Below are 16,453 nucleotides of genomic sequence, written 5' to 3'. Positions count from 1 at the left end.
TCAGGCCTCCAGTATCTTGGCAGCATTGTGGATCGCCTTGCGGATGCGCACGTAGGTGGCGCAGCGGCAGGCGTTTCCAGCCATCGCAAAATCGATATCCTCATCCGTCGGCTGAGGGATCTCGGTCAGCAATGTGGCGGCGGCAATGATCTGACCGGACTGACAGTACCCGCATTGCGGCACATCCAGATCAACCCAGGCCTTGCGCACCGCATCAGCCTCGGGGCCTTCCAGCGCTTCGATCGTTGTCACATCCGAGCCTTCCAGATCTTCGACCGGGGTGATGCACGAGCGGACCGGCATGCCATCGACCATGACGGTGCAGGCACCGCACTGGGCCACGCCGCAGCCAAATTTCGTTCCGGTCAGGCGCAGGTTGTCGCGTAACGCCCATAGCAAAGGTGTGTCACCCGGTACGTCGAGCGACACGTCCTTTCCGTTGATGGTCAGGTCCGTCATTTTGGGGAGGTCCTCTTTTTGGCTTGTCTTCAAGATTTTCAGCAGAGCTTCAGGTTTACAGCGCCTGGGGGGTCGCCTTTAGTGGTTACCTACATCTCGCAGGGGCAATCTATCAACCAGTATACTTTTAGTAACCTTAAAGACGGAAGTGATACGTTTGAAGCTCAGTGGGCAATCGCAGCGATGCCGCTAGTCGCTTGGAGGCAGGTAAAACCTGGTGGCATATTGGAATTCCAAGCTCACACATGGGAGGTTTGGAGAGGCTCCAACGAAAACGCAGGCTTTTCCAAGATCGGCTTCCGGTAGGGAGATTGGTCTTTACCGATAATCACGGGGCGACCGCTTCCTTGCGGATGCCGCGCGCAGGTCGTCGCCACAGGTGGGTTATCTTGGTTGTGTTAGCGGATTCGTCGATGAAGACTTAGGCGTACCGCAAATCAGCGGCACTAATAGATATGTCGCTGTGCTTAGCTAGTGCCGCAAACTTATCTCGCCTGACCGAAATTAGCTTCTGATACGACCAAAGCGCGAACTTCTTTGGGTCGACATCCCTGGCCCGGTCTCCAGCCTTTGCCGAATACTCGATCCAATATTCAGAAAGCAGGTCCGGAGAATAGTAGATTGGCTTTGGGTTCTCAACGTACCTCGCTATCAGGTTCTGGACGAGTTCGTCGTTCTCCCTCAGCGACACGATAAGGAACCTGTTTTTCAAAGCTGAAAATGTGGGGTCACCAGCCGCAAACAATTCGCAGAACGACCCGCTTGAATCAGCCAGAACTGGCTGACTGGAATCCAGGCTAAGAAGGTCTTCGACTGCGGTGAGTTCAGCCTGCCTATGAAAGTTCTGCCGTTTCACATATTCGTTGAATTCAATCCCGCCTCTGTCTGGGTCTCCAGGCATCCCCAAATAGGAAGTCAATGGCGCAAGAGTGTCCTTGCACAATTCGTCGTCCAAGTTGAGTATGCCCAATTCCTGCAACTTGGACAGCATAGCTCCCTTGCTGACCTCGGCATTGAATGCATCAAGTATCTGCTTGCGCAAATACTGCCCCTGGATTTGGGCGTCTATCGACACATAGCGCCACGCCCCGGATTGGTTCAAAAAGCTCGAAAGGAGCGTCTTTCCAATTCCCGACATCCCGATCAGGAGGATGTCACGCGGTTCACTCAGAAGAGATTGAACTTCCGGGGTTACACACGTCAGCTTCATGGTGTTGCGAATTTTCCATCAATCACACTTTGCACCGCTTCAACCGTTGGATCGACAGTTGCGAACTCTTCTTCGCGGGCAAACAAGTCTTCCAGCCGCGCCGGAGTTTCTGGGAATGTTCCAAGCGCTTCTTCAACTGCCGTCGGGAATTTTGCCGGATGGGCTGTTTCAGCGACAACAATGGGTCCGTTAAGCGTTGCCCTCAGCTGATCCGCCGCGAAGTAGCCGGTTGCCGAATGTGGGCAAATGATCTTGCCGAACTGCTTATGGATCTGGCGCATGGTGTTTAAGGCATCGTCTTTGCCGCACTTCATCGCGTCGAAGTCTTTGGTCAGTCTTGAATGCTCGGATTGCGAAAGTTCGTAAAAAGACCTCTCAGCGAGCTGCGTTTGCATGTCACGCGTTGCGTTCCCGTCGCGTCCTTTCAGAATCCACAGCATTCGTTCAAAGTTGCTGGAAACCTGAATATCCATGCTCGGCGAGATCGTCGGTATTGTCTCTGCCTTCGACATCATACCAGTCTCGAACAGCCGGGGAAGGACATCATTTTCGTTCGAAGTGACGATCAACTTCCCGATGGGAGCGCCCATTTGCTTCGCGATATAGCCCGCAAAGACATTTCCAAAATTCCCGCTGGGGACAGCAAAGTTCACGTGTTGGCCGTAATCGTTGTAGATTTTGACCGAAGCGTAAATGTAGTAGGACGTCTGAAGGAGGATCCGGGCCAGGTTGATCGAATTCACAGCCGTATAGCTATATTCTTTGGCAACTTCGCATTGATACAGGTTTTTGACTATGCTTTGGCAGTCATCAAAGTCGCCTCGAACGGAAATTGCCTGAACGTTTGCGGCTCCCAGGCAGGTCATCTGCTTGCGTTGAACATCAGAGACGCGGCCCTCCGGAAACAGAATTACTGCATTGGCTCGCGAACGTCCCGCAAAGGCATTTGCGGTGGCTGCGCCAGTATCTCCCGACGTTGCGCAGAGTACGGTCGCGCGTTTGTCAGTGATTGTGAGTTCCCGATCGATCGCTTCCGCCAAAGGGGCGAGGGCGTAATCCTTGAAAGCGAGTGTGGGGCCATGGAAAAGCTCCATGCTCCACAGCTGGTCATTCAGGCGAGAGAGGGGTGGGCCATCATTGCGTTCGAAACCGGCCAGCGCTTTTCTTATGCCTGTGGGGAAGTCGCACTGTTGCCACTCAGCTCCGCCAAACAGTGCCAGAACATCCGATGCAATCTGGTCGTAGGCCCGTCCGCCCAGCGTGGCCAATTCGCTGGATGTAAGTTCGGGCCAGGCCTCAGGCACGTAAAGACCGCCATCTTCGGCAGTTCCACGGCTTAGCAACTCTCGGAGGGATCGAGCGGGTGCGTTCCCGCGAGTACTTGAGTAGAGCATGGCATTTTCCAAGATTTCTAATATTGTGGATTTAGCAAGACCTCCATCGTTCGTAAACAAAAATCTAATATAGTGGAACTACGGAATGAACATACCTTCACCTACACCTGAAATTGGGAAAATTATGAAGGAAGCCAGGAAATCGCTGGGCTTGACCCTTGAGCGACTCTCTGAGCGTACAGGGGTGTCCCGATCGATGCTATCCGCCATTGAGAGGGGTGCCACCAACCCGACCTTTTCCATAGTCTGGGCCCTTTCTCAGGCACTTGGCGTTGACCTTAGTTTGCTTGAGGGCACGCCTGGTGGCGAGGATCCGATCGAGCATCTTCATCACTATTCCACGCCGATGCAGCGAAGTGCGGACGGTAAATGCGAGATTTATATGCTGAGCCCGCGACGCACTGTTCTTCCCGTAGAGTGGCACAGGCTTCTCATGAAGGTCGGAGCAGAGCTTGATTCAAAGCCCCACGCGCCTGGAACCTTCGAGCACCTGACCTGCCTGTCCGGCTCACTGTCGGTAACGGTCGCTGGACGAACTGTTCGGGCTGAGGCCGGCGATACATTGCGATACCGCAGTGACTGCAATCATCGCATTAACAACGAGGCGGATGGAGAAACGGAGGCCATCCTTCTCGTGGCTCAGCCGACTCAATATCAGGAACCTACGGCGTCAGTCTGAGAAGGCCTATAAAACGTATTGACTGAATCATAACATTTATCCAATATACCGCATCTCGTGCGGCATATTGGAAAACCAAAAATGAAACAGCGACTGGTACCTCCAAGTAATAGCGGGCTTTTCCGTTCGCGGGCCCGCGCAGGATTGAGTGACGAATCGCGGTCAGGTTTCTTTGCCTGCCGCCCTAAGCGGTAAATGACTTGAGGCGTAACGCCCAAACCACTCGTTCTCAGGCTTAACTCCGGCAATGAAGGTACTATCGGATGACTACTGATCAACTGGCCCAAAAGGCGCGCGGACGCCGAGGGCGTCGCCGTGATGGCGGGGCACCAGCCCCGGCAATTGTACAGCGCCCGTTCGCGCAGCTTAAGCGTTCCTATCCGGCCGTTGAGCTGATTTCTGATGATCAGGTTGAGCATATTCACCAGGCATCCCTGAAACTGCTTTCAGAAACCGGTCTGGACGTGTTGCATGATGACGCGCGCGCCGTGATGAAAAAGGCAGGGGCCGATGTCCGGGACGGTGAAGAGCGTGTGCGCTTCGATCCCGATTTGATCAACGAAGCCATTGCAAGCGTGCCGTCTGAATTCATGTTGCACGCGCGAAACGCCCAGCACAACGTGACCATGGGCGGAAACAACATTGTATTCAACATGATGGCAAGCGCGCCGAATTGCTCGGATACGGATCGGGGTCGGCGCGCGGGCAATCAGGAAGATTTTCGCAACTTTCTGCGATTGGCCCAGATGCACAATGTTCTGCATGTGACAGGTGGATATCCGGTGGAACCCGTCGATATTCACGCGTCTATCCGCCATCTTGATTGTATTCAGGATTACATCACGCTGACCGACAAGGCCTATTGCATCTACTCACTTGGTGAGGAGCGTGTCTCCGATGCAATCGAGATGACGCGGATTGCCCATGGTCTGACCCATGACCAGATGCGTGATCAGGCCTGCATGTTCTCGATCATCAACACGAACTCTCCTCTGCAGCTCGATATTCCGATGATGCAGGGCGTGATGGCGTTGTCCGAGATGGGCCAGCCTGTTGTGATCACACCCTTCACGCTGGCAGGGGCGATGGCGCCCGTTACGATTGCCGGTGCCGTAACGCTGCAAAACGCCGAAGCTCTGGCGGGTGTGGCCTTTACCCAGATGGTGCGGCCAGGCGCGCCGGTGATGTATGGCGGCTTCACGTCGAACGTGGATATGAAGACCGGCTCGCCCGCGTTTGGTACGCCGGAATACATGAAAGCGCAGCATATCGGCGGACAGCTGGCGCGGCGCTACGGCATTCCGTATCGCTCTTCGAATGTGTGCGCGGCCAATACGGTTGACTCGCAAGCGGCATACGAGGCGGTCTTCTCGCTTTGGGGTGCCATCAATGGCGGCGCCAACATGCTGATGCACGGGGCAGGGTGGCTCGAAGGAGGGCTGTGCTGCTCGTATGAGAAGGTGATGCTTGATATTGACCTGCTGCAGATGATCACGGAATTCCTTCAGCCGGTTTCGACCAGCCCGGAAGACCTGGCGCTGGAAGCCATCAATGAGGTCGGGCCAGCGGGTCACTTCTTTGGCACTGAACACACCCAGGCGCGTTATCGCGACGCCTTCTATTCGCCAATCCTGAGTGACTGGCGCAACTTTGAGACCTGGCAGGAGGCCGGATCGCCGATTGCGATCGAGCGTGCCAACGCAGAGTGGAAAAACCGCCTTGCCTCCTACGAAGCCCCAGCCCTGGATCCGGCGATAAAAGACGAGCTTGACGCCTTTGTTGCCAAACGCAAGGCCGAGGGTGGCGCTGCCACGGATTTCTGACATTTGCAGGTTCGGCAGGACGATCGCGATGACCGGGATCGTTCTGCCGACCAGCAATCCACTGCAAAGAAGAGAACCCCTTTTCACCGAGATAGATGCTTTGGGTCAAAACGAGGAGCGTGCACCCAAATGCAGTCAGAGTGAAAGCTGAATTCCTGAGGAAAAACGAAATATGCCTACTATTCAGACCGACGAGTCCACAGGCGGAAAGAAACTGCCGTCGCACGCCAAAGTCGTTGTTATTGGCGGCGGCGTTGTTGGTTGCTCGATCCTGTTCCACCTGGCCAAGTTCGGTTGGAAGGATGCGGTCCTGCTTGAACGTGACGAGCTGACATCCGGCTCATCCTGGCACGCGGCCGGCGGTATCCACACCATCAGCTCGGATCCGAATATCTCGCGCCTGCAATCATATACGATCAATCTTTATAAAGAGATCGAAGAACTGTCCGGCCAGTCCGTTGGCCTGCATCAGACCGGTGGCTTTTATGCCGCCTCTACCAAGGAATGGTACGACTATCTGAAGGGCGAGCGTTCGAAAGGGCGTTACATGGGGCTGGATCAGGAATTCATTTCGCCCAAGGAACTGGCCGAGCGTCATCCGCTGATCGATCCGGACCACTATCACGCGGTTCTGTGGGACGCTCAGGATGGCCATCTGGACCCGTCCGGCACGACCTACGCTTTTGCCAAGGCGGCCAAGGCGCATGGCGCCCAGTATTTCACCCATTGTGGCGCCACAGATATGACACAGCGCCCCGATGGCAGCTGGGACATTGTCACCCCCAAAGGCACGATCAATGCCGAGCATGTCGTGAACTGCGGCGGTCTGTGGGCGCGTGAGGTGGGTCACATGGCGGGCCTTCATCTGCCGGTTCAGCCGATGGAGCACCACTACCTGATCACCGAGCGCATGGACGAGGTCGTGAACTTCGGTCAGCAGCTACCGCATGGCATCGACTTCGAGGCCAACGTGTACTGCCGCCAGGAAGGGCAGGGCATGTTGCTGGGCACCTATGAGGCTCAGGCGACACCGTGGAAAGTCGGCGGAACGCCCTGGGATTTCGGTCATGAACTGCTGCCGCCGGATCTTGATCGCGTGGCAGATCGTCTGGAAACCGCGTTCGAGCGTCTTCCGGCTATGGCCAATGCCGGGATCAAGGACGTGATCAACGGCCCGTTCACATTTGGTCCTGATGGCAACCCGCTGATCGGCCCTGTTCCGGGCATGAAGAACTATTGGGTCGCTGTTGGTGTCATGGCGGGCTTCTGCCAGGGTGGCGGCGTGGGCCTGACCCTTGCGGAATGGATGATCGACGGCGAGACATCCATCGATGTCTGGGCGATGGACGTGGCGCGTTTTGGAGAGTTCGCGACACCGGATTGGGGCACAATCAAGTCGTCGGAAAACTACGAACGCCGGTTCGTGATGACCTTCCCGAATGAAACCCTGCCCAAGGGCCGCAAGCAAAAGACGACCGCGCTCTATGATCGCATGATCGCCAAGGGTGCGGTCATGGATCAGGGTTTCGGCCTGGAAAACGTACTCTGGTTTGCCGACGGCCCCGAAGATGCGCACGAAGTTCCAACATTCGAGCGCAACCGGTCGCATGACTATGTCGCCCGGGAAATCAAGGCCGTGCGCGAAGCTGTCGGCGGTATTGAGATTGCCAACTTTGCCAAGCATGAGTTCAAGGGCGAAGGCGTTCGCGAATACCTGAACCATATCCTTGCCGGGTTCGTTCCCAAGCCCGGACGCCTGGCGCTGACGCCGATGCTGACGCCCAAGGGCAAGCTCTACGGCGACCTGACGGTTGCCTGCCTGGCCGAGGATCACTTTATGCTGTTCGGTTCCGGCGCGATGCAGGAAGCACACCGCCGCTGGTTCGAAAAAGACCTGCCCGCAGGCATTTCTTATGCCAACGTTTCGGACGACTGGCACGGGATTGCCCTGTCCGGCCCGAAATCGCGGGACCTGCTGGCCCGGATCACCCGTGACGATGTTTCAGCCGAAGCCTTCAAGTTCCGTGACCTGCGCCAGACCTTTGTCGGCGGCGTGCCGGTGATCATCAACCGGATCAGCTTCTCTGGCGAATTGGGCTACGAAATCTATTGCAAACCGCAATACCTGATGCGCCTTGCAGACGCCATCGAAGAGGCCGGCGCCGATCTGGGCTATCGCTGGTACGGCGCGCGTGCGTTGCTGTCGATGCGACTCGAGAAGGGCTGGGGTGTCTGGACGATGGAATACCGTCCCGACTTCGACGCTGTCGAATCCGGCATGGATGTCTTCATCAACTGGAAGAAGGACTTCGTCGGCAAAGAAGCAACGCTGAAAGCCCGCGATGAAGGCGTCTCGCAGAAGTTGGTGACAATGACCATCGACGTCGAGGGGATCGACGTGGCCCATGACGAGGCGATCCTGAAAGATGGCGAACCGGTCGGCTACGTCAGCTCGGGCGGCTTTGCGCACCATGTCGGCAAGTCGATGGCGATGGGTTACGTCGCAGCCGAGTTCGCAACGCCGGGAACGACGCTTCAGGTGGAAATTCTGGGCAACTTCTACGATGCGCTGGTTCTGGCAGGACCAATCTACGACGCCAACGGCGCAAACATGCGTTCTTGATCAGGAGAAAAACCATGGGGCGGCCAGAGAAAGACATAGATGTGGTTCTAAGTGAACTTGTTGAGGTGAACCGCTTCGTATTCTTATTGATGCCCGGATTCTCTGCATTGGAACTGGGATCCGGTATCGACTCTCTGGCCGCCGCCAACGAAGCATTGGGTAAGGCTTTCTTTCAATGGAAAACAGCCAGCGAAACAGGGGATAGCATAGAATCTTCTTCAGGGCTGACAGTGACAGCCGATGGCGCCTTGCCTGATGTACGACGTGGGGATTGCATCGTTGTTTGCTGCGCCTTTAATTCCCAAGACTACCCCAAATCCGGGAAGACTGCGGCATGGCTACGGCAAGCCGCACGACTAGGAGCACGGTTTTTCGGACTGGGAGGTGGCGCACTGTTTCTCGCCCGGATCGGCATAGCGAACGAGGGGCGCATCAGCGCGCACTGGAGAATGAAGCCTGTCTTTGAGGAAGGCTATCTGGATCTGGAGCCTGCCTGCACAATTTTTGAAGAGACATCAAACATCGTCTCCTGTGGGGGGGGAGCCGCTACTCTGGACCTTTTTTCTTCCGTGATCCGCGAAAAGGCGGGCCCGGAAACATCCAGTCAGGTCGCTGACCAACTCCTTTGTGGCTCTATGCGTGATGGAAATTGTCGTCAGAGTATGTCCAGCCTTTACGGTTCGAAACACCGGAACGAAAAGTTGTCCAAAGCACTGAGCTATATGCAGGAAACCTGGGAAGAGCCTGTTTCACCGTCGGTTATCGCTCGTCAGGTTGGGATATCGACACGGCAACTTGAAAGGTTGTTTAGCCGATATCTGGGAATGACCCCAAAAACCTACATGATGGTTCTAAGGCTCGAGAGGGCACGCGTATTGCTGCAGCAAACCCAGATGCGCGTGATCGACGTTGCTACGGCCTGCGGATTCTCAACACAAAGCGTGTTCTCCAAACACTACAGAAGGCACTTCGGCATAGCGCCTCGAGAAGAAAAGGTTGTGCTTGCGCACTAGCTTCGGAGAACGGCGTTGCAATCAACTCAGACAACACTGGTCACTACGGAACTAAACTGTGACGGCGGCAAAGCAGAACACAGAACGATCTCTTATGCCTTCGGTGTCCCGATCAACAATACCGCAGAAAATCGCACCCCGCTTACGACAATGGGGGGACTTCGCAGATCAAGCTATGAACGCAGCTTGAATGAAAGGCCGCGCAAGTTGGGACGCGGCTTTTCTTGCTTGCAATCAAGCGTCTTAAAGGAAATCACAAAATGAACAACCATTACAGTGATCGGCGCAAGATCGACCCTAGCCAGGGCGTTCGTCTTGGCGATGGGACGGCAAATGACGGCGACCGGGTCGAGATTGGGCCGACCGCACTTGCCCATGCTGAATGGCGCGAGGCGGGGTTGGCGTTGCCCGACCTGACCGAGATGCGCAAGGCCCGCCACAAGCGCCTGACCGACGCCATCGTGGCCCGCGGCTATGGGGGTCTGCTGATGTTCGATCCACTGAACATCCGCTATGCGACCGACACGACGAACATGCAATTGTGGAACACCCACAACCCGTTCCGGGCCTGCCTGCTCTGTGCCGACGGATACATGGTGCTTTGGGACTACAAGAACGCGCCTTTCCTCGCCGAGTATAATCCGCTCGTCCGCGAGAGCCGATCTGGCGCTGACATGTTCTATTTCGCCCGTGGTGACCGGATTGGACCAGCTGCCGACGCCTTCGCAGCTGAGGTGGCTGACCTGTTGGCCACCCATGCGCCGGGCTATACACAGATCGGAATAGACAAGATCCAGCCTGCGGGACTGGACGCGATCCGCCGAGCGGGGCTGGAGTATCGCGACGGCGAGGAAGTCACCGAACGCACGCGCGGCATCAAGACCGAGCACGAGCTGCGCGCCATGCGCTGCGCCATACATTCCTGTGAGCGCTCGATGGCCGCCATGGAAGAGTTCGCGCGCGCAGAAATTCCAAAGGGCGGGGTGACCGAGGACGATGTCTGGGCCGTGCTCCATGCCGAGAACATCAAGCGTGGCGGCGAATGGATCGAAACAAGGCTGCTCACCTCGGGGCCACGCACGAACCCGTGGTTCCAGGAATGTGGGCCCCGGGTCATCGCCGAGAACGAGATCCTCGCCTTCGACACTGATCTGATCGGGCCATATGGCATTTGCGCGGACCTCAGCCGTACATGGTGGATCGGTGACGAACTGGCGCCGAAACATATGCGCGAGAGTTACGCCGAGGCCGTCGAGCACATCCGCTACAACACGGCGCTCCTGCGCCCCGGCCTCCACATGGAGGAGCTGACACGCTCACTGCATGTGCTGCAGGACAAGTATCAGGCGCTGAAATATTCCTCTCCGATGCATGGTGTGGGCCTGTGCGACGAATGGCCATTGATCGCCTATCCCGACCGACTGGTGGACGGCGCCTTCGACGCCATTCTCGAACCCGGGCTGACGCTGTGTGTCGAAGCGCTGGTGGGTGAGGTCGGCGGCGACCACATGGTCAAGCTGGAGGATCAGGGAGTTGTAACTGAAAGCGGGTTCGAAACGATTTCGACCTACCCGCTCGATAAGCGCCTGATGGGAGAAACGGCCTAGCTGGCATTCGCAATATCCAAAGGCCGCCAGCAAACCCATGACACGGTCCGCTGACGGTTCAAAATTAGCATACAATGGAGGAAAGTATGAAACCACCTTTAGGCGAATTGGACATTCCAGTTTCAGAGAGCGGCTTTTATGAAGGGTTCTCGAAGAACGTTGCCGTGTCCGCGAAAATCCTGGTGGGTTTGCTCATCGTGTGGGCCGTGGCCTTTCCGGAGAGTGCTGCAGAGACACTAGGAACATTGAATGGCTTCATTCTGGCGAGCTTTAACTCTTGGTACATCTACGCAGTATCGTTTTTCCTGATACTTTGCCTTGTTCTGGCGGCATTGCCGGCTTCTGGCAGGCTTCGGTTGGGTCAGGACAATGAAAGGCCTGAATTTTCGAATTTCTCTTGGTTTTCAATGATGTTCAGCGCCGGGATCGGCATTGGGATGCTGACCTTTGCGACAGCCGAACCGATTTACCATTTTCAAAACAACCCCCACGTGATTATGGGAGACGTGCCCGCGCAAACGGCAGAGACCGTAAGGTCAGCTTATATCTGGTCATTTGCGCATTGGGGGCTATCGGCCTGGGCGTGTTATGCGATCGCCGGGCTGGGGTTCGCCTACTTCTCTTATCGCAGGAATCTACCACTTACGGTGCGCACCGCGCTCGTCCCGCTTTTCGGCAAGTCGCTTTCGGGTCCGATTGGTCATGTCATCGATATCGTGGCCGTGGTGGCAACTATCCTGGGTGTTGCCCAGACCCTTGGCTTTGGTGTCGAGCAGTTTGTAGCCGGCCTTAACCGGATTGGATTCGGTGACTGGTTGCTGGTGACCGATGAGGGAGGAACACAGAAAGCGTCCTTTGCTGCCATCATCTTCGCCCTTGTGGTTATCATGGGTGCATCGACCCTGTCCGCACTTTCCGGTGTCGGCAAGGGGATCAAATGGCTCTCCAATATCAATATGGGGCTGAGCTTTTTCTTGTTGGCGTTCTTCCTGATTTTCGGTGCAACATTCTTCAGTCTGCAGGCTATGTTTGTCGGTATCTGGGATTACCTGCTGGCGCTGCCGGGAATCAGCTTTACCGTCTGGTCAGATGATGGAACCGAAACGGGCGCCGCACTCGCCGGCTGGCAAGGCGGCTGGACGGTCTTTTACTGGGCCTGGTGGATCGCGGTGACCCCATTCGTTGGTCTGTTTCTTGCCAGGGTTTCGCGAGGGCGCACAGTGCGCGAGTTCGTGTTGGGTGCAATGCTTGTCCCGGCAATGATGTGTTTCATCTGGTTCGCCTTTGTTGGCGGTACGGCCATCCACCTTGAACTTACAGGTGAGGCTGGGGGCTCGATTCTGGGCGCGGGAATCTCAGACCAGCTGTTTGCGACACTGGCCGTTATTCTCAACGACAATCTGACATGGGTGTTCTCAGTTATCGTTGTGGTACTTCTTTTGACATATCTTGTGACCACGGCAGACTCCGCTGTTTTGATCGTAAATACAATCAACGCCGCAGGCGACGACGGCCCGAAAGCCAAGCCGCACATCTATTTCTGGGGTGTCGCCTTGGCACTGGTGGTCGGAGCCCTGCTTGTCATTGGGGGTCTGGGAGCCATTCAAACCGCGATGGTTATTGCGGCTTTGCCATTCAGTTTGGCGATGGTTCTAATGGGCTTTGCACTGATCAAAGCGATCTACAACGATAGCCGAAGAATTGCCGAAGGGGTTCCGACCACCGCCCCGGCATCTGCTGCGGAATGAAACTTGATAGTGATGAAAGGACTTCGAGATGAAAACGCGTAAATCTTTTGCAGCTATCAGTGTGGTGTCCGCGGTAACTGCCGCTTCTACGGTCTCGGCGGCCGACATGGTCATTGGGGTCCCGAACTGGCCATCGGGGGAAGCCACCGCACATATTCTGAAGGTTGCCTTGGAAAGTCGGCTGGACTTGGATGTCGAATTGCAGGACAGCACCAATGCAGCCATGTTTGCGGCTATGGATGCCGGAACCTTGCATGTGCATCCTGAGGTCTGGCTGCCCAGTCTCGACTACCTTCGACGGGAATATGTCGACGGCCGAAAAACGGTTCAGGTAAAGTCCAGTGGCCCCAAGGGGGCGCAAGGAATGTGCGTGACAAAGGGCACGGCGGAACGCACTGGTATCACGGATATCAAGCAGCTTTCCGATCCGGAAATGGCTCAGAAATTTGATAGTAACGGAGACGGAAAAGGTGAAGTCTGGATCGGCGCAGAAGGTTGGACTTCCACTTCCATCGAACAAGTCCGTGCACGTTCCTACGGCTATCACAAGACTATGAGCCTCAGGATAATGGATGAAGCCGACGCCTTGGCAGAACTGGGGGCTGCTGCCGGACAGAACGAGAATGTCGTATTCTATTGTTATCAGCCGCACTACATGTTCGAAGTGCACGACCTTGTCGTTCTGAGCGAGCCAGCGCACGTAAGTTCAAAGTGGATTATCGTGCCGCCCAACTCGATCCCGGGCTGGTTGGAGAAATCGACTGCCGGCGTCGCCTGGGATACTGACGATCTTCATGTCAGTTATGCGACCAGTTTGGAAAGCGCGCAGCCTGATGCCGTCGCAATGCTAAGCAATGTCAAGTTGGAGACCGAGATGCTCTCGGAAATGTCCTTTGCCTTGGCGGTCGAGAAAAAGGACCCCGAAGCATTTGCAAAGCAATGGGTTGAAGACAACTCGGCTGTTGTCGACAGTTGGTTCCCGTAGTGACCTACGTTTCCAAGAATGCTTCAGGCGGTAACGAATTCCAAGCTTGGAAGTGAATTCTGCTAGAGTGTTTGATACCCTTACGCCTTCCGGTCCAGATGACCGGAAGGCTGGCAATGGCGCTGATCGGCTTTGCTCTGGTCAGGGCAGTCATCAACGATAGCCGCCGGAACGCAGTCGGTCTTACCTCTACAGTTCCGGATACGGACCCAATTGTGGTCGAATAAAAGTGTGAATAATCCTTGAGTTTCTACATATCGTTTGTGGGCGCTGTTTTCGCATTCAACCGGTGGAGTGAAAGGTGAAACAATTTCAAGGCAGCTGTCATTGCGGTTCTGTAGAATTCACATTTTCGGTACCGGACATCGATCATGCAATGCGATGCGATTGTTCATTATGTTCCCGTAAAGGCATGGTGATGAGTGCAACAGTGGTATCGCCTGAAGATATTAAAATCAGGTGTGAGCAGGGTGTTCTCTCAACTTACCAATTTGGCACAGAAACGGCGCGGCACTATTTTTGCAATCGCTGTGGAATTCATACATTCGTCGAGACGCGGCTGAACCCGGGCCACTATCGAGTTAACCTCGGATGCATCGATGAGTTGGACGCTCTTCGCCTACCTGAGGTAATCTATGACGGAAGAAATCTCTGACGCGACCAAGGCGCCTCTTATGGTCAGAACATCTGAAATGCAATGACGTGGCCAACGATCTAGCTCCGAGATGAATTGACATATGTGTACTGGCTCGGCTGCCCGAAACTGAAAAAGCGGCCAAAGGTACTGGGTACTACGCGCCTTCAGATTTCCTCAGCACCAGAAAGGTCATCATCCCCAGCGGTGGAAGGGGCCTTTGCTCTTCGACGGCAAGCATATCCTCTTGCAGCACCGTCTCGATCTCGAAATCTGAATGCCAGCCGATTGTATTTGCCAGCGGGGCAAATATGCGTTCCATAGATGCAAGCAGCCCCCGCTTACGTTGGAAATGGTTGGTGATCACCACTCTGCCACCCGGTTTGCAGACCCTCGCTATTTCCGCCATCACCTTTTCCGGTTCCGGAACGACGGACAGCACATGCATCGCTGCAACCGTGTCAAAATGGTTGTCGGGAAATTCTATCGTTCGGGCATCCATTTGCACCAGTGCTTTGACATGCTTTAGTGACATGGCCTGAACCTTGTCGCGGGCCTTTTCTAACATGTCTTCGCTGAAATCGATCCCTGTCACCTGCGTCTCGGCCCCGTAATGTTCCAGGGACAGTCCGGTGCCCACGCCAACCTCCAGAACCTTGCCGGGACGCCTATTGATGTATTCAACCGCGTGCTGTCTCCCGACATTGGTGACAGCCCCAAACGTCCTGTCATAGACGGGCGCCCAGCGAGCGTAAGAGGTTTGAACGGCCTTGATGTCCATATCGAGTCCTTAACGGTTAGAAGGTAATTCCCTGTCGAGCCATGCCCAGGCGACCATTCCCACATACCCGACACAAAGAGCGATGAGCGTGGCCCAGGCAAATGTCAGCAGCGCCGCCCCCGCAACAGCGACACCGATGAGCAAAAACTTCACGTTCTCGCGAGAAATCCGCGTCGCCTTGAAAGACCATGTTGGTATGCGACTGATGAGCAGAAGACCGATGATCACCATGTAAAGGCAGATCAATACACTCGGCAGCAACGGGGCATCGGCGAAAGCGAAAGACAAATACATTGGCAACATGACCAGAAGCGCCCCCGCAGGGGCGGGGACCCCCTCGAAATAGGCACTGTCCTGATCACATGTTTCGGATTTGCTGCTCACATTGAACCGGGCAAGGCGCATGACGCAGCACACAGCAAAGAACAATACCGCAATCCACGCCGCGCTGGGTATATCCTGTAGGACCCAAAAATAGAGAACGAGCGGCGGAGCCACTCCGAAGTTCAGAAAATCTGCAAGAGAGTCAAGCTCGGCCCCCAGCTTGCTGTCACTGCTGAGCAGGCGCGCAATGCGCCCATCTAATCCATCAAGCACACAGGCAGCAATTATCAACTGGACCGCGAGTACGTAGTTACCCTGAACACCAAATCTGATTGCTGACAGGCCCGCGCAAATGGCCGTTATGGTCAGCGCATTGGGCAGCAAATGGATTAGCGCAAACCCGGTCTCTTCCTGTTTGGGGGGGTCTCCCATTGATCCGCCTACCTATTTTTCTTCAGACATAGATAAACTGGCAAGGACGGTTTCACCCGCAATCATCGTTTGTCCGACACGCACTTGTGGATCCACGCCATCCGGAAGGTAAACATCCAGCCGAGACCCGAACCGGATCAATCCAAATCGCTCTCCGGTTTTAAGCGCTTCGCCTGGTTTTACGAAGCAGACGATCCGTCTGGCCACTAGACCAGCAATCTGGACAACAGCCAGATCCTGATTGTTTGTCATACGAATACGCAAGCTGTTGCGCTCGTTATCAGCACTGGCCTTGTCCAGGGATGCATTGAAAAACTTGCCGGGGCGGTAGGCAACTGCGGTAATCTCCCCTTCAATGGGGGTCCGGTTCACATGACAGTTGAAGACACTCATGAACACGCTGACACGGGTGAGAGGTGTGTCGGGCATCCCAAGTTCTTTCGGCGGTACCGCAGGTTCGATCAGCGAAACCACCCCGTCCGCCGGGCTAACTATCAGGCCTTCTTCTGTCGGTGGAACACGTTCAGGATCGCGAAAGAAATAGTAGCACCAAACCGTGAAGCCGACGCCAATCCAGCCCAGAATGTCGGACAAGAGAAACAGACCGACCGTTATGGCGGCAAAGATTGCGACAAACCGAATGCCTTCGGGATGCATCGGTTTGATGAACGTATCGCGCATGCGCATTGCAAGCTTTCCCTCAGGTCATTTGACGGCACTTTCATAAGTGGATTGGTGTGG

Annotated in this window: 15 protein-coding genes; 9 read left to right on the top strand and 6 right to left on the bottom strand. The window is 55.4% G+C overall.

Annotated features, from left to right (window positions below; genetic code table 11):
• The 3 genes from GOW98_RS19485 to thrC all read right to left on the bottom strand — a co-directional run bounded on the left by GOW98_RS19485 (position 1) and on the right by thrC (position 3,063).
• On the bottom strand, positions 1-459 hold the full coding sequence (locus GOW98_RS19485) for a (2Fe-2S)-binding protein (RefSeq protein WP_170335132.1): 459 nt from the start codon (positions 457-459) through the stop codon (positions 1-3).
• Positions 460-880: 421 nt separating this feature from the next.
• A complete protein-coding gene (locus tag GOW98_RS19480) occupies positions 881-1,669 on the bottom strand; it encodes a hypothetical protein (protein ID WP_170335130.1) in 789 nt (262 codons plus the stop codon).
• Positions 1,666-3,063, bottom strand: coding sequence for a threonine synthase (gene thrC, locus GOW98_RS19475; protein WP_254438080.1), 1,398 nt, complete (start codon positions 3,061-3,063; stop codon positions 1,666-1,668). The genes GOW98_RS19480 and thrC overlap by 4 nt, the downstream gene beginning before the upstream one ends.
• Positions 3,064-3,148: 85 nt before the next feature.
• Here thrC and GOW98_RS19470 point away from each other — a divergent pair, with 85 nt between their 5' ends.
• From GOW98_RS19470 to GOW98_RS19435, 9 genes are all read left to right on the top strand, one after another.
• Positions 3,149-3,742: a helix-turn-helix domain-containing protein gene (locus GOW98_RS19470; protein ID WP_170335125.1), complete on the top strand. Its 594-nt coding sequence runs from the start codon at positions 3,149-3,151 to the stop codon at positions 3,740-3,742.
• Between the two features lie 263 nt (positions 3,743-4,005).
• The gene (locus GOW98_RS19465) at positions 4,006-5,565 is read left to right on the top strand and encodes a trimethylamine methyltransferase family protein (protein WP_170335124.1); all 1,560 of its coding nucleotides are present in this window, start codon (positions 4,006-4,008) and stop codon (positions 5,563-5,565) included.
• Positions 5,566-5,737: 172 nt separating this feature from the next.
• A complete protein-coding gene (locus GOW98_RS19460; protein WP_170335122.1) occupies positions 5,738-8,188 on the top strand; it encodes a GcvT family protein in 2,451 nt (816 codons plus the stop codon).
• Between the two features lie 14 nt (positions 8,189-8,202).
• Positions 8,203-9,201 (top strand): GlxA family transcriptional regulator, encoded by a 999-nt coding sequence (locus GOW98_RS19455; protein WP_170335119.1) that lies wholly within the window; start codon positions 8,203-8,205, stop codon positions 9,199-9,201.
• A 260-nt stretch (positions 9,202-9,461) separates the two neighbouring features.
• Positions 9,462-10,808 (top strand): dimethylsulfonioproprionate lyase DddP, encoded by a 1,347-nt coding sequence (gene dddP, locus GOW98_RS19450; RefSeq protein WP_170335117.1) that lies wholly within the window; start codon positions 9,462-9,464, stop codon positions 10,806-10,808.
• 86 nt (positions 10,809-10,894) lie between these two features.
• Entirely contained in the window at positions 10,895-12,556 is a 1,662-nt protein-coding gene (locus GOW98_RS19445; protein ID WP_217359648.1) for a BCCT family transporter, read from the top strand.
• A 28-nt stretch (positions 12,557-12,584) separates the two neighbouring features.
• Complete coding sequence (locus GOW98_RS19440; protein ID WP_170335113.1) at positions 12,585-13,541, top strand: ABC transporter substrate-binding protein; 957 nt, start codon at positions 12,585-12,587, stop codon at positions 13,539-13,541.
• Positions 13,542-13,639: 98 nt separating this feature from the next.
• Positions 13,640-13,768 carry a hypothetical protein gene (locus GOW98_RS26115; protein ID WP_302479294.1) on the top strand — a complete coding sequence of 43 codons (129 nt, stop codon included), beginning with the start codon at positions 13,640-13,642 and terminating at the stop codon, positions 13,766-13,768.
• Between the two features lie 74 nt (positions 13,769-13,842).
• Positions 13,843-14,196, top strand: coding sequence for a GFA family protein (locus GOW98_RS19435; protein WP_170335111.1), 354 nt, complete (start codon positions 13,843-13,845; stop codon positions 14,194-14,196).
• 136 nt (positions 14,197-14,332) lie between these two features.
• On the opposite strand, the gene GOW98_RS19430 is transcribed toward GOW98_RS19435, so the two are convergent.
• From GOW98_RS19430 to GOW98_RS19420, 3 genes are read right to left on the bottom strand one after another with little or no spacing between them, the layout of a single operon-like run.
• Complete coding sequence (locus GOW98_RS19430) at positions 14,333-14,956, bottom strand: class I SAM-dependent methyltransferase (RefSeq protein ID WP_170335109.1); 624 nt, start codon at positions 14,954-14,956, stop codon at positions 14,333-14,335.
• Between the two features lie 9 nt (positions 14,957-14,965).
• Positions 14,966-15,712 carry a CDP-diacylglycerol--serine O-phosphatidyltransferase gene (pssA, locus tag GOW98_RS19425; protein ID WP_170335106.1) on the bottom strand — a complete coding sequence of 249 codons (747 nt, stop codon included), beginning with the start codon at positions 15,710-15,712 and terminating at the stop codon, positions 14,966-14,968.
• 12 nt (positions 15,713-15,724) lie between these two features.
• A complete protein-coding gene (locus GOW98_RS19420) occupies positions 15,725-16,399 on the bottom strand; it encodes a phosphatidylserine decarboxylase (protein ID WP_170335104.1) in 675 nt (224 codons plus the stop codon).
• Positions 16,400-16,453 lie beyond the last annotated feature (54 nt).

It is taken from the genome of Ruegeria arenilitoris (assembly GCF_013032445.1).
Classification (GTDB): Bacteria; Pseudomonadota; Alphaproteobacteria; order Rhodobacterales; family Rhodobacteraceae; genus Ruegeria; species Ruegeria arenilitoris_F.
The sequence above is the reverse complement of the archived record's forward strand: the minus strand, read 5'-3'. Positions and strand labels throughout refer to the sequence as shown.

What these genes read in the sequence shown, in the direction of transcription:
- GOW98_RS19485 (WP_170335132.1), bottom strand. Translation starts at nt 459, where the DNA reads ATGACGGACCTGACCATCAACGGAAAGGACGTGTCGCTCGACGTACCG.
- GOW98_RS19480 (WP_170335130.1), bottom strand. Translation starts at nt 1,669, where the DNA reads ATGAAGCTGACGTGTGTAACCCCGGAAGTTCAATCTCTTCTGAGTGAA.
- thrC (WP_254438080.1), bottom strand. Translation starts at nt 3,063, where the DNA reads ATGCTCTACTCAAGTACTCGCGGGAACGCACCCGCTCGATCCCTCCGA.
- GOW98_RS19470 (WP_170335125.1), top strand. Translation starts at nt 3,149, where the DNA reads ATGAACATACCTTCACCTACACCTGAAATTGGGAAAATTATGAAGGAA.
- GOW98_RS19465 (WP_170335124.1), top strand. Translation starts at nt 4,006, where the DNA reads ATGACTACTGATCAACTGGCCCAAAAGGCGCGCGGACGCCGAGGGCGT.
- GOW98_RS19460 (WP_170335122.1), top strand. Translation starts at nt 5,738, where the DNA reads ATGCCTACTATTCAGACCGACGAGTCCACAGGCGGAAAGAAACTGCCG.
- GOW98_RS19455 (WP_170335119.1), top strand. Translation starts at nt 8,203, where the DNA reads ATGGGGCGGCCAGAGAAAGACATAGATGTGGTTCTAAGTGAACTTGTT.
- dddP (WP_170335117.1), top strand. Translation starts at nt 9,462, where the DNA reads ATGAACAACCATTACAGTGATCGGCGCAAGATCGACCCTAGCCAGGGC.
- GOW98_RS19445 (WP_217359648.1), top strand. Translation starts at nt 10,895, where the DNA reads ATGAAACCACCTTTAGGCGAATTGGACATTCCAGTTTCAGAGAGCGGC.
- GOW98_RS19440 (WP_170335113.1), top strand. Translation starts at nt 12,585, where the DNA reads ATGAAAACGCGTAAATCTTTTGCAGCTATCAGTGTGGTGTCCGCGGTA.
- GOW98_RS26115 (WP_302479294.1), top strand. Translation starts at nt 13,640, where the DNA reads ATGACCGGAAGGCTGGCAATGGCGCTGATCGGCTTTGCTCTGGTCAGG.
- GOW98_RS19430 (WP_170335109.1), bottom strand. Translation starts at nt 14,956, where the DNA reads ATGGACATCAAGGCCGTTCAAACCTCTTACGCTCGCTGGGCGCCCGTC.
- pssA (WP_170335106.1), bottom strand. Translation starts at nt 15,712, where the DNA reads ATGGGAGACCCCCCCAAACAGGAAGAGACCGGGTTTGCGCTAATCCAT.
- GOW98_RS19420 (WP_170335104.1), bottom strand. Translation starts at nt 16,399, where the DNA reads ATGCGCATGCGCGATACGTTCATCAAACCGATGCATCCCGAAGGCATT.